9 protein-coding genes and 1 pseudogene are annotated in these 13,149 nt (G+C 46.9%); 7 read left to right on the forward strand and 3 right to left on the reverse strand.

Features of this window, described 5'->3' with window-relative positions; genetic code table 11:
- Nucleotides 1–741 (forward strand): annotated as a pseudogene (locus tag ACOJTG_RS22290) (RNA-binding protein); the annotation flags it as partial.
- A 251-nt stretch (nucleotides 742–992) separates the two neighbouring features.
- On the opposite strand, the gene ACOJTG_RS22295 reads toward ACOJTG_RS22290, so the two are convergent.
- Complete coding sequence (locus tag ACOJTG_RS22295; RefSeq protein WP_420155826.1) at nucleotides 993–3,278, reverse strand: transglycosylase domain-containing protein; 2,286 nt, start codon at nucleotides 3,276–3,278, stop codon at nucleotides 993–995.
- Nucleotides 3,279–3,709: 431 nt separating this feature from the next.
- Between ACOJTG_RS22295 and ACOJTG_RS22300 the strand changes: the two genes are divergently transcribed.
- Both ACOJTG_RS22300 and ACOJTG_RS22305 read left to right on the forward strand, forming a co-directional pair.
- On the forward strand, nucleotides 3,710–4,363 hold the full coding sequence (locus ACOJTG_RS22300; protein ID WP_420155827.1) for a hypothetical protein: 654 nt from the start codon (nucleotides 3,710–3,712) through the stop codon (nucleotides 4,361–4,363).
- A gap of 234 nt (nucleotides 4,364–4,597) precedes the next feature.
- Nucleotides 4,598–7,036, forward strand: coding sequence for a TonB-dependent receptor plug domain-containing protein (locus ACOJTG_RS22305; RefSeq protein ID WP_420155828.1), 2,439 nt, complete (start codon nucleotides 4,598–4,600; stop codon nucleotides 7,034–7,036).
- A gap of 40 nt (nucleotides 7,037–7,076) precedes the next feature.
- Here ACOJTG_RS22305 and ACOJTG_RS22310 read toward each other — a convergent pair whose 3' ends face one another.
- Nucleotides 7,077–7,739 (reverse strand): thiamine diphosphokinase, encoded by a 663-nt coding sequence (locus tag ACOJTG_RS22310; RefSeq protein WP_420155829.1) that lies wholly within the window; start codon nucleotides 7,737–7,739, stop codon nucleotides 7,077–7,079.
- A gap of 77 nt (nucleotides 7,740–7,816) precedes the next feature.
- Between ACOJTG_RS22310 and ACOJTG_RS22315 the strand changes: the two genes are divergently transcribed.
- From ACOJTG_RS22315 to lptC, 3 genes are read left to right on the forward strand one after another with little or no spacing between them, the layout of a single operon-like run.
- Nucleotides 7,817–8,554, forward strand: coding sequence for a type III pantothenate kinase (locus tag ACOJTG_RS22315; protein WP_420155830.1), 738 nt, complete (start codon nucleotides 7,817–7,819; stop codon nucleotides 8,552–8,554).
- Entirely contained in the window at nucleotides 8,547–9,851 is a 1,305-nt protein-coding gene (locus ACOJTG_RS22320; protein ID WP_420155831.1) for a hypothetical protein, read from the forward strand. The genes ACOJTG_RS22315 and ACOJTG_RS22320 overlap by 8 nt, the downstream gene beginning before the upstream one ends.
- Nucleotides 9,852–9,863: 12 nt before the next feature.
- On the forward strand, nucleotides 9,864–10,409 hold the full coding sequence (gene lptC / locus ACOJTG_RS22325; protein WP_420155832.1) for an LPS export ABC transporter periplasmic protein LptC: 546 nt from the start codon (nucleotides 9,864–9,866) through the stop codon (nucleotides 10,407–10,409).
- A 2-nt stretch (nucleotides 10,410–10,411) separates the two neighbouring features.
- Here lptC and ACOJTG_RS22330 read toward each other — a convergent pair whose 3' ends face one another.
- Nucleotides 10,412–10,828, reverse strand: a complete 417-nt coding sequence (locus ACOJTG_RS22330; RefSeq protein ID WP_420155833.1) for a c-type cytochrome — start codon at nucleotides 10,826–10,828, stop codon at nucleotides 10,412–10,414.
- 397 nt (nucleotides 10,829–11,225) lie between these two features.
- On the opposite strand from ACOJTG_RS22330, the gene ACOJTG_RS22335 reads away from it, so the two are divergent.
- Nucleotides 11,226–13,049 carry an ABC transporter ATP-binding protein gene (locus ACOJTG_RS22335; protein ID WP_420155834.1) on the forward strand — a complete coding sequence of 608 codons (1,824 nt, stop codon included), beginning with the start codon at nucleotides 11,226–11,228 and terminating at the stop codon, nucleotides 13,047–13,049.
- The last annotated feature ends 100 nt before the right edge of the window (nucleotides 13,050–13,149 follow it).

A 13,149-nucleotide genomic window follows, 5' to 3' on the forward strand; every position in this document is an offset into this window, starting at 1 on the left:
AAGTTTACTTATTCCAATAACCAGACGATTCCGAACTCAGAAGGCTGGTGGACGGCCCTACAAAAAGCCGATCTGGATGGCGATGGTGATATGGATTTTGTGGTAGGAAACTGGGGGCTTAATTCGGAATACAAAGCGTCTCACGACCGACCCTTGTACCTACAAATCAATGATTTTGACCGTAATAATAGCATCGATGCCTTACTGACATTGGCTGAAAGGGATGGTGAGCAATACCCGCTGGATACGAAAGATGAATGGAAACAACAGCTACCCGGCTGGAATTCGCCCTTTCCTTCAAACAGTGCATTTGCTGAAAAATCTTTCCATCAGCTTATTACTAATGCCCAACGGCGAGGTACGCTGGAGAAAAAAGCGGTTGAATTCCGTTCTTCCGTACTTATCAATGAAGGGCGAGGTAATTTTACTTTACGACCACTGCCGCCGGTGGCTCAGCAAAGTCCCGTATTTGCCATTGCCATTCATGATTTTATGAATGACGGCAAACCCGATATTCTGCTGGGTGGAAACCTTTGGGGTATGCCTCCCTCCAAAGGCCGCCTAGACGCAAGCCGAGGAACGCTGCTGGTCCAAGAATCTTCCCTAATTTTCAAGGAGCATCACGCGGGTAAAGGCTTTTTCAACGGACAGGTTCGCGGCTTTACCTTAGTACGCGTACAGCAGAAGTACCGTTTGTTCGTCGGACGGAATAAAGGAAAACTGCAGGCTTTTGCCTTTTAATCGAGAACTTTTACTTTAAACTCAAGGCATTAGTCGATAAAAAGTACTAGGTAAGTCGCAAAAGGTGGAGGGCTTATTTGAAAAAGTATATAAAAAGTTGGCTTTTATTTTGAAATGGAAAGTTAACTGGATAAAATTGTAGGATTTTTGAACAAAACCTATTGATATATTTAGGGTCTACCCCAAGCGACACCTACTAACAAACAAAAGAAGCGGCTCTTTCAGGGCCGCTTCTTTTGTTTTACTGATCCTTACAGAAGTTCGCCATCCGCAGGCCGCTTTTCGTTAGGAATCACAATGGTCGAATCGCCGTACGAACGATCTCCGAAAGGATTGTCACAGACTTTGTCATTCGCTGGCTTCTTGAACGGAATTTTCTGAAGACCAATTGAACGATCGGCGTACACGCGGTTCATGTACTTGGCCCAGGCGGGCAAAGCCATCCGACCACCCTGGCCTAAGGCACCCGTCCGGAAGTGAATGGAGCGTTCGTCGCCGCCTACCCATACACCCGTCACGAGTCCCTGCGTTACGCCCATGAACCAGCCATCGGAGTAGTTTGACGTAGTCCCCGTCTTTCCACCAATCTGATTGTTCTGGCCGCAAGGCTCCCGATTCAGGCGGGCGGAAGTACCACCGGGTTCCTGGGTAGCTCCCTGAAGCATGTATACCATTCGCCAGGCCGTTTCGGGGCTTAGGGCATCGTGCGTAGTGGCTTCAAATTTCCGGAGTACGTTGCCGTAGCGGTCTTCAATTCGTAAAATGGTCTGGGGTTCATCCCAAGCTACGCCACCATTCACGAACGTTGAATAGGCGTTTACCATTTCGAATAGGTTCACGTCGGACGTACCTAAACAAATGGTCACATCCTTGGGAACCGGTGACTTTACGCCAAGTCGATGAGCGTATTCAATAATCGTTTCGGCCCCGAATTTCTTCATCAGCTGAACCGAAATCGTATTGACCGACTTCGCAATGGCTTGTCGCAGGGTCATACTGCGGCCTGAAGCACCTCCATCGTAGTTTTTAGGACACCAGTTACCAATACAGGTGGCAACGTCTTCCACCATATCGCAGGGGGTATATCCTTTGTCGATAGCCGTGGCGTACACGAAAGGTTTGAACGAAGAACCCGGTTGGCGACGCGATTGCTTCACGTGATCAAACTTGAAGTACTTAAAGTTAATACCGCCTACCCAAGCTTTCACTTGACCCGTATTCGGATCTTCTGACATCATCCCGATGTGCATGAAACGCTTGTAGTAGCGAATGGAATCCAGCGGGGTCATGGTGGTATCGCGTTCGCCGCGGTAGGAGAAAATTCGCATCCGAACGGGCGTATTCAACCCTTTCCATATTTTTTCCTTATCATCGCCGAAGCTTTGTTTCAGGGTACGGTAGCGTTCCGTACGGGGAGCAATACGATTCTCAATAAAGCCTTTCAACTCGCGTCCGCCTTCATCTACCCAGGGGTTACGACCTTTCCAGTGAGCGTTGAAAAGCCGTTGTTGTTCCTGAATGTGCTCCATACAGGCATCTTCCGCATGGCGTTGCATCCGCGAATCAATCGTAACGTGAATTTTGAGTCCGCTCGTATACAGATCTAAGGGATCATCACTGGAACGTTGCCGGTTGAGTTCTTCAATTTCCTGCAGCAATCGGTCCCGCATAACCGCAATGAAATACGGAGCCTGATTACTATTGTGGTTGAGGGATTTTAATCGCAAAGCAATAGGATCGGCCTGATAACCTTCGTACTGCGAGGGGCTTAGAAAGTTGTAATGCACCATTTGTTGCATTACGATATTGCGACGATTTTTGGAAGCCTCCGGGTGCATCCGCGGATTAAAGCGATCCGGGTTCTGACACATACCTACCAGTACTGCAGCTTCTTCCACTGACAATTGCGAAGGCTCTTTACTGAAATAGTGCAGGGAAGCCGTACGAATACCGTAGGCATTGTCGCTAAATTCCACCGTATTGAGGTACATCTGCATGATCTCCTGCTTGGTGTATCGGCGTTCCAGCTGAATGGCCGTAATCCATTCTTTCGTTTTAATAATAAGAAGCTTAACCAGGGGTACATCGCCCAAAATTCCTTTGTAGCGTTCACTACGAGCTTCAAACAGGTTTTTCACCAACTGTTGCGTCAGCGTACTACCGCCCCCTGCTTTTCCCATACCGGCTACCGATCGACCAATCCCTCGCGGATCAATCCCTGAGTGCTTAACGAAACGAACGTCCTCAGTAGCGATGAGGGCATTAATGACATTGGGAGAGATGTCCTGTAATTCGACCGGGCTGCGGTTTTCCAGAAAGTAACTACCCAGTACGACACCGTCAGATGATATAATTTCTGAGGCTAGCTCATTCCGTGGGTTATCCAACTGTTTCAGGCTGGGCATGCCGCCGAACAGATTGAACAGATTGAAGTAGACGGCCAGGATATATAAAAAGAAGGATCCTAAAGCAACAAGCGTAAACCGCCAGATCTGACGGATCATTTGCTTATAAGGACCCGGAAGCAACTTAAACATAGCAATGAGAAAGGTGTATAATTACAAAGGTGCAAAGGAACCAGCGGAAGACCAAGGATGTCTTGCAAGGTTCAACGCTGGGTAGGGGTTTACTCGTATAAATTGCCGGGATTAAACGAGTCTTTTTGTACTCGCCCCGCGGCTCCTGCAAACAAGCAACGGTAAAATACGGGTTTTTACGGGTGCACGACTGAAAAAAAATGTCTTGTTTCGCCCTGAAGACGAATCTTGTGGTACCGGACTGAATTCAACTGGGAAATTGACCTCGCTTGGTTTCTAAATAGTTTTGTGCTCTTCCGACTACCGGAGTAAAACAACAGATTTTAACCAGGTGTAACGTCCATAAAATTACCAGCACGGTAACTAATAAAATGTAATACCTGCGTATCTTTAATTTCATACGGTCCTTAACCAAACCTCCTTCATTTATTATGCACATCTTTCGCTTACTGCTTTTATTGGGCATAAGTGTGGCTACGCACACCGGCTTTGCCCAGTTCAATAACTCTCCAATGCTGAATTCGCCCGGCAGAGTCAATGAGTATCAGGCTCTGGAGTATGACAATCAACCGTATTTGAACAAAGAATTTAAGCCGGGAATCGTTCGTCTGGCCGACGGGCGGGTATACCGCGGACAACTTAATTTTAACGCGTATACGGGTCAGCCAGAGCAGTTAATGAAAGGAGCTGCTTATACGATTGAAATGCTGATCAAGGAATTCAGATTGGGTGACAGTACCGTGATTTTTCGTAGTGGGTTTGCCCCCGTAGATAAGCAGAATGCAAACTCTTTTTACCAAGTGCTGTATGACGGAAAAACTAAACTGCTGGAATATCACTACGCCAAGGCCCAGGAATTGAAAAAGTTTAATGATGCTAACGTTCACATTAAGTTTAACCTGGATACGGATCATTATCTGGTGAAAACGGATGGATCATTAGTACGCATTAAGCGGGATAAGAAGAGCCTACTGGCGGCTTTAAAGGATAAAGCATCGGAGATGGAAGCGTACTTCAGTAAACAGCCCAAGCTTGGGAATTGGCAGGAAGTGAGCCAAGCCATCGCCTATTACGATGGTCTGTAAGAGAACAGTAAAAACATAAAAAATCCCTTCCTCAGAGAAAAAGGGATTTTTGAACAAAACCTAATACAATTACTTCTATATACAAGAGTAGCATTTAGCTGATTTATACTCTTTTTTTAATTAAAAAAAATTAAAAATTTTCAACTTTTGTCAAAATCTTCCATTTAATATTCTTTTTGTAATAAAAAGATCAGCTTTTATTTCGGTTTCAACCCCTCCTAACCTTACCTGCTTATGCGATACTTGATTCCCGCGTTTACGGGTTTAGGCCTGTTACTGGCCTTCACTGCCGAAGACGTACTAACCCGAATCGTAAATCGCTTTAATGCTTACCAGCGGGAATTCCCTCAGGAAAAAGTATACCTCCATTGTGACCGGCCCTATTATGCGTTAGGCGAAACCATTTGGTTTAAAGGATATCTGTTTGACGCGGCGAGTCATCGGGCGGATACCGTAAGCCGGGTGTTGTACGTAGATTTAATCAGTAATGGAAAAACCTTGCTACAAAAACGCTTCCTTCCCGGCGAAGGCATGGCGACGGGGGATTTTTATCTGGCCGATACGCTTCAGGAAGGCCAGTATCAGCTTCGGGCTTACACCAACTGGATGCGAAATTTCGATGAAGACTTCTTTTTTACTCGGGAATTCCAGGTGTATCAGCCTACCGCTACCGAACGAAATGTAGTTCAGGCCAAAGAAGAGTGTTCGATACAATTTTTTCCGGAAGGCGGCGATCTGGTACAGGATATTGAATCCCGGGTTGGATTTAAAGCCATTAATCAGGCAGGAAGGAGTGTAGCCGTACAAGGAGTGATTTTGGAGAACGACAAGGATACGGTTACTGCTTTTCAGTCCGAACACCTGGGGATGGGTCGATTTATGATGACTCCTCAGGCGGGGAAAACGTATACGGCGATAGTCAAACACGGTACAAGCACTCAACGCGTTCCCTTACCCAACGTGCAGTCCCAGGGTCACGTACTAATTGTCGATAATCTGTCGAATAAAGACATGATTCGGGTCTTCATATTCAATCAGGTACCTGCTACTGAAGCCAACAAAGAACTATATATTATAGCTCAGATGCGGGGAGAAGTACTGTTTGTCGCCAAAGGAACAACGGGCAAGAAAACCTTTGTTGCTAATGTACCGCGGGCCAAGTTTACGGAAGAAGGGATTGTACAGTTTACACTTTTCGGAGCGAATGCCGAACCACTCGCTGAGCGTTTGGCGTACGTTCGTCAACCCAATAGTATACTCAGTCTTGAGTTAAAAACGGATAAAGCTGCGTATAAACCCCGCGAAAAAGTAACCCTGGAATTTGAAGCTAAAGATGCCGCGGGCCGACCCGTACTCGGTGATTTTTCATTGGCGGTAACGGATGCCGGGCAAGTAACGCCGGAGCGGTACCCGCAAACGCTGGTTTCGTATCTGCTGATGAGTTCCGATTTAAAGGGCTTCATCGAAGAACCGGGTTATTATTTCGATCCACAAAATCCAAATGCGGTTTTACACCTGGATTTTCTGATGATGACGCAGGGCTGGCGACGCTTTAACTGGAAACAGATTCTGACGGAAGAACCCAAAAAACCTACGTATTGGGTGGAGCAGGGACTATCGCTCACTGGTAAAGTTACCCGACCTAACGGTAAAATTCTGGAGAAGAAGGGTATCAACGTCACCTTGTTTATGACCCCTCCCCGTCAGGCTCCCGTGTTGGAAGCTGTATCCGCCGAAGCCGATGGCTCGTATGCGTTCCATAATTTGTACTTTGGTGATTCAGTGAAAGTGATGGTACAGGCCGTTGCCGGTAAGAATGACCGAAATCTAAGCGTTACGTTGCACGGGTTTCCTCAACCTACGGTACGACTAACCAAAACGCCTTTTCAACCGATTGATATGCAGGCGGAAGCGTTTGCTGAATATTTGAGCCGGGCGAATGAGAATCTGCAAATCGAACGGCAATTTCGGCTCGACAAAGCACGCTTACTCAAAGAAATAACGGTGAAAGCCCGACGGCCGGAAGATATGGATGGCCGTAAAATCTACGGTCATGCTGATGCGACGGTTAAGTTCGACCAGATGAATTCGTCCGGAGCTACCTCGATATTTCAGGTTCTTCAGGGGCGAGTGGCTGGTTTGAACATTACAGGCGGTGGAATGGATTATACGGTTCAGATTCGCGGAGCTATGAATTTTTCGGGCGTGGTAGAGCCGCTGTTTGTACTGGATGGGATGCCAGTGGATAAACAAACCGTGGCTACAATTCCGCCCACGGATGTGGATTATGTGGATGTACTCAAAGGAGCATCGGCCGCCATTTACGGCTCGCGGGCTTCGGGAGGGGTAATCTCGATTTTAACCAAACGCGGTAACACGGCGTACGATTGGTCGAAAGAAGCAGTACCCGGACAATTGGTACGGGTGCTGGACGGGTATGCCAACGTACGAGAGTTCTATTCGCCGGATTACAGCGTGGATGCCCCTGAGAAACTGCGACCCGACTACCGTTCGACGCTATACTGGAATCCGCACGTACAAACGGACGAGAATGGCAAAGCTCGGGTAACGTTTTATAATACTGACCACACTACTCAGATTCAAGCTCAGCTAGAAGGTGCTTGTTCCGATGGTCGGGTAGGGGCGACAAAGGTGAGCTACCGCGTTCAGTAAGATTTTTCGTAAAGACGCCCTGAATGGGCGTCTTTACGGTTTAATCCCAACATTCCATTAACAATAAATCCCCCGAGTCGTACGAAATCTTGACTATTCCGTCCTGAGCGGCTTCGTTACTACTGCCTGTACGATAACCCATTTGCAAGGATTCGTTAAACAGATTATACGTTAATCCTTCGGTACGAATACCCGCCACCGTACCCACGGGGATGAGCGAAAGCGGCGTACAGGCCGTATACCATTTTTCGTAGTGATAATCGAGTAGGAAAATGCGGGAATGATCATCCAGTAAAACCACTTTGATCTGATCGCGTATCCGGACGATGTTTGTAATATTGGTGATCGTATGATCGGCCCGGCGACCGGTAGCCCAGACCACGTTTACAGCTTCGTGGCCGCGTTCGATGAGGAAATCAAAGGCTTTTTCCAGATCGGTTTTATTCTGATCAGGCGTATGGACGAACTCAATGGGATATTGAGCCTGGCGAATTTCGTCGAGGTCAATGTCCCGGTCAAAATCCCCCAACAGTACATCGACCTTAATGCCCAGTTCCAGTACACGTTTAATGGCTCCGTCCAATACGACTACTAGGGGCGACCATTCCAGCAGTTGGGCCAGTAATTCCCAACTACAGGCTTCGCCATTGGCAATGACCAGGGCTGGTTCCTGTTTTTCGCGGATGATATGATGAGAAGACACCGGATTATTTTGAGTTTCGGGATTCTGGTTTGAAGTTCGCGTTGCGATTCGCAAAGATGTCTAACAAAGCTTGAAACTTGAAATCAGAAACGTACGCTCTGGCCATTGATCTGGGTAATACCTACGCCAAAACCGGCCTTTTTACGGCGGATGGACATTTAGAGGAAACGCATTGGAATTTTACCATACCGGAATTGCTGGAATATGTTCGCGAACGCAATCCCGCTCGGGTGGTCCTGTCTTCCACGGGGCATGCGGAAGAGAAAATACGTAGCTGGTTCGCCTTTCTGCCTTCGCCTATCCTCTGGCTTACCCCCCAAACGCCCGTACCACTAACCAAACGGTATGATACGCCGCATACCTTGGGAGCCGACCGTGTAGCGGCGGCCATTGGAGCCCGTCACTTGTTTCCTGATCGCAATGCAGTGGTAATCGATATGGGCACCTGTATCACGTACGATTACGTAGATACGGAAAATAATTTTCACGGCGGCCTGATTTCTCCGGGGCTCCGTATGCGATTTAAGGCCATGCATTCGTTTACCCAACGGTTACCCCTAGTAGAAGTACCCGAGACCTTTCCACCCCTGGTTGGCAAGAGCACCATTCACGCCATGCAAAGTGGTGTTTTATATGGGCTAATCGCAGAAGTACAGGGCCTCATCGAACAATACCGTAGTATTTATCCTGATTTTCAAGTCATTTTGTGTGGAGGGGATGCTCCTCTGTTTGAATCTCGACTGAAAGAACCGATATTTGCAGCCCCCGAACTGGTCCTTTGGGGCCTATACCGAATTTTAAACTATAATGTCTAAAAAGTCAATCATTACCCGCCTTCAGTCATCCGTTAGCCGCTCGTTTGGGGCAGTGTTGGTTTTTTCCGGACTCTGTTCATTACAAGCAGTGGGTCAGGGCTTGGGTAATACACCCTATTCTACGTACGGTATTGGGGAAAGATTTAGTGATGCATTTGCAGGTCAGCAGATGATGGGTGGGGCGGGCGTAAGTTATTCCAATGGCTTATTTATCAATAATTTAAATCCGGCACTGATTGCCCGTAACCGTATTACGACGCTTGAAGTCGGTACGATCATTCAATCGAAGCAGTTGAAAGAAGGGAATCTCCAGCAAAATGTAGTGGGAGGAAACCTAAACTACCTGGCGATGGCTTTTCCCATCAACAGTCGCTGGACCTCCAGCATCAACTACATGCCCTATAGTTACCTGGATTATAATAACCGTCGATTCAACACCATTCCCGGTGAACTTTTTTCCTCATTAACCGAGTATAAAGGATCAGGTGGAATGAATAAAGTATCCTTCGTTAACGGCTTTCGTGTTTATAAGAACTTGTACGCGGGGGTATCAGCTTCGTACCTGTTCGGTAACCTAACGCGGGAAGTTTCTACGCAGACCTTACGGGGCGATGGGAACGACTACACCCTGCTCTTTACGGACATCGATCAACAACGTAATTTTCTCTTCAAGGGAGGACTGGCGTACCGCTTTAAATTCAGCGACAAACGGTATCTTAACATTGGGGGCTCTTACGATTTACCCACGCGGCTACGGACGACACGGGTGAGTACGCAATCCACCCTTTTGGGCGAAAATCCTATTGCCGCGAGTGATACGCTAAGTTATAATAGCCGCGGACGCGTTACGATACCAGGAGGCTATCGAGTAGGTTTAACGTTTGAAAATCCCTATCGACTTGCCGTTACGGCCGATTTTGCCATGCAGCAATGGTCAAACTATCGGGATTTCAACCGTAGTAACCAAAACATGCAGGATAGTTACCAGATCAGTGCAGGGTTGGAGTATACTCCCAACGTAGTATCATCCACGTACTGGAATCGGATCCCTTACCGTTTTGGTCTCAATTTTAGTCAAATGCCTTACAGTGTTCGCGGTCAACGGATTCACGAAGCCAGCGTTTCCATTGGTTTGGGCTTACCGCTGACGAAAGTAGGTCTTTCCGATGCGAACCTTGGTCTTACAGTAGGTCAGCGGGGAAAAGAGGGTACGGGCATCATTAAGGAACAATTCTTTCGGATTAATCTTGGTTTCACCATCAGCGACCAGTGGTTCTATCGTCAGGTGGTCGATTAGTTGATCGAAGCCATGAAACAAGTAACGTTTTTTCTTACCTGTATTTTGTTGAGTGCCTTTGGATTAATGGCCTGTGAAGAAAAACAGGTTGTTAATTCGAAACCCTATACCGGGCCTCAGCAGGAAACCTACGATGTACAAGTAGTATACAGCGATTCGGGGCACAAAGTAATCCGTATGGTAACGCCCGTTCAGTTGGATTTGCTAACGGGTGATCGAATTTTCCCCAAAGAAATCCGACTGTATTTTTACGATAAAGCTGGTACTGAACATACTTGGCTACGGGCGGATTCTGGACGGTACATCCGAATGCAGAATCTGTACCGTATGATCGGACACGTGAAAATCGAAAACCGGATTAAGCAGGAAACCCTCGAAACGGACGAGCTGTTCTGGAGCCCCGATCGGAAACGTATCTATACCGATCGACCCGTAACCAGCCGGACCCCCACCGGAGTTACCAATGGTACGGGGCTGGTGGCAACGCAGGACTTTAAGCAGTATGGTCTGGGGAAAGTACGTAATAGCCAGATGCAGGTAAATGATCTTCCTGAATAAGGCTAAGGGCACTTTGCCAACGCTTTTTCAACTTCAGTTACATCCGTAATCTTCTTTTCGTTACCCCATTCGTTGTACAGAAAGGTAGTCAATACGGCTAGATCCAGGGCTTTTAACGCTGTATTGCCGGGCATGGGCTGTCGATACAGCTTTCCATTTACGCGTAGGGGATGTTGAAAACCATTCCGCATGCCACAGATGACAAGGGCTTTATTGGAGGCCGTAAGAAAATCGGAGCCAGCTAGCGGTGGATACAGATTGGCCATTCCTTCACCTTGAGCCTGATGGCAATTCATGCAGCTCTTCTTATACAGATCAAATCCTTCGGCTACGTATTGCTGCCGTTTAATTTCTTCTTCCGACTGACAAGCGGTTAAGCCTAGTAGGGCTAAAAAAAGAAGGTATACGAACGTTTTCAAAGCTTTTTCGAAGTACATGGCTAGGTAATAAGTGAGAACAGAGATTAAACACAAAAGAATTCGAAATTAGCCAAAAGCGTTCGATGAGCTGCTATCGGGTTTTCGCTGTACCTATAGTAAAGAGCAAAAAAGAGGATCAGAAGGATTGAATACTTACTGAAAGAGCCAGCATTTACTTCATTTTTAGAGGCTTAATGATAACTATACTAGCGTTTCTGAGAACGTAGTTTTACGCTTCCACCGAGAAAATTATTTCATCTTTATCTCGTGTAAAGTATTCCTAAAAGCGAACGGCCCCTACTTTTGTACAAGTAGAATCGACTATTGACACAAATTCCGCCGCCGTATACTCATAACCTTACTTCTTCTTTTGAGCAGGTTATTTTTGGTAACATAGATGAAAACATATTTACGCCTTTTACAGTACGCACAGCCCTTAGGTCGGTTTGTGATTCCCTATCTGATCTGTTCGTTGCTGGGAAGTCTCTTTGGAATTCTCAATTTCGCATTGATCGGCCCGTTGCTAGGCGTACTCTTTGATGTACAACCCGCAGCGGTTGTGGCCCGGCCCACCTTTGAATGGGAGCCTCAGTACTTCATTGATTTATTCAAGTACTATCTTTATGATGCAACTACCAATCACGGTAAACTGGCCGCCCTGCGATTTGTCTGCATAGTAATTATCAGTTCGGTTTTACTTTCAAACATTTTTCGTTACCTGTCGAGTCGGGTCATTGAAAAAATGCGGGGTTCTACTATTACGAATCTCCGTTCGGCCGTGTTCGAACGAATCATCAGTCTGCACCTGGGTTTTTTCAACAACGAACGCAAAGGGGATCTCATGGCCCGCCTAACGACGGACATTCTGGAAGTGGAAGGTTCGATTGGCCGGGCTTTTGGGGCCATTTTCAAGGAAATCATTTTATTGATTGGCTACTTCATTACGCTATTCTATCTGTCGGTAGAATTGACCTTGTTTTCTCTGGTAGTCATTCCCTTGTCCGGAGCCATCATCGGTTTGCTGAGTAAACGATTGAAAGAACACGCCATCGAAGTACAGCTGACCATGGCCAATATTTTAAGCGTAATTGAGGAAACCTTTGGCGGAGTTCGAGTCGTAAAGGGCTTTAACGCCGAACGGTTTATCGGGGAGAAATTTGACCGCGAAAACCGGAAGTATTACCGCGTCTGGCGGAACATGATTTATCGGCAGGAAATGGCTTCACCGCTTTCGGAGTTACTGGGCGTATGCGTTGTGGCTGGAATTCTGCTGTACGGGGGAGGATTGGTGCTTTCCGGACAATCGGGCATGGATGCCAAGGATTTTATTGCCTACATTGTATTGTTCTCGCAGGTTACCCGACCGGCCAAGGAAATTTCCAATTCCATCTCGGGCATGCAACGCGGTAAAGCCTCGGCTGATCGCATTTTCCGGTTGATGGATACCCCACGAATGATTGAGGACCAACCCAACGCGACTGTACTGAAAGATTTTCAGCAAGGTATTGAGGTACAAAACATCACCTTCGCGTATCAGGAAGATCGTAACGTAATTAAAAACATTTCCTTCTCCATTCCTAAAGGTCAAACAGTAGCTTTAGTCGGTTCATCAGGCAGTGGGAAATCGACGATTGCTGACCTGATTCCGCGGTTTTTTGATGTAACGGGCGGTCAGATTCTGATCGATGGGATAGATATCCGCCAGGTGACGCAACAATCGCTACGAAATCTGATGGGAATCGTTACGCAGGAATCCATTCTCTTCAACGATACGATTTTTAATAATATCTCCTTTGGCATTAACGCTACGCCCGAGCAGGTAGAAGAAGCCGCTCGCATTGCCAACGCCCATGAGTTTATCATTCAAACGCCCGAGGGTTATCAAACCACGATTGGTGATCGGGGAAGTAAGCTTTCGGGTGGTCAGCGGCAACGTATTTCCATTGCTCGGGCTATTCTAAAAAACCCGCCGATCTTGATTCTGGACGAAGCAACGTCTGCACTGGATACGGAATCAGAAAAACTGGTACAGGAAGCCTTGACCCGACTGATGAAAAACCGGACGACCTTAGTCATTGCTCACCGCCTGAGTACTATTCAGCACGCCGATCAAATTCTGGTATTACAGCACGGGGAGATTATCGAACAAGGCACGCACCTTGAATTACTGGAGCAAAAAGAAGGCATGTACCGCCGTCTCAGTATGATGCAGGGCGTATAAGTATAATATTAAAACAGAAGAGCGACGAGCATCATTGGTCGTCGCTATTGTGTTTTTTAATATGATTTATTATTACGAAAAACAAAAAATTTCTTCAGGT

The organism is Siphonobacter sp., from assembly GCF_048595215.1.
In the GTDB taxonomy this organism is placed as follows: Bacteria; Bacteroidota; Bacteroidia; order Cytophagales; family Spirosomataceae; genus Siphonobacter.

Bases quoted from the DNA above. Each gene is read 5' to 3' on its own strand.
- ACOJTG_RS22295 (WP_420155826.1), bottom strand. From the start codon at position 3,278: ATGTTTAAGTTGCTTCCGGGTCCTTATAAGCAAATGATCCGTCAGATC.
- ACOJTG_RS22300 (WP_420155827.1), top strand. From the start codon at position 3,710: ATGCACATCTTTCGCTTACTGCTTTTATTGGGCATAAGTGTGGCTACG.
- ACOJTG_RS22305 (WP_420155828.1), top strand. From the start codon at position 4,598: ATGCGATACTTGATTCCCGCGTTTACGGGTTTAGGCCTGTTACTGGCC.
- ACOJTG_RS22320 (WP_420155831.1), top strand. From the start codon at position 8,547: ATGTCTAAAAAGTCAATCATTACCCGCCTTCAGTCATCCGTTAGCCGC.
- lptC (WP_420155832.1), top strand. From the start codon at position 9,864: ATGAAACAAGTAACGTTTTTTCTTACCTGTATTTTGTTGAGTGCCTTT.
- ACOJTG_RS22335 (WP_420155834.1), top strand. From the start codon at position 11,226: ATGAAAACATATTTACGCCTTTTACAGTACGCACAGCCCTTAGGTCGG.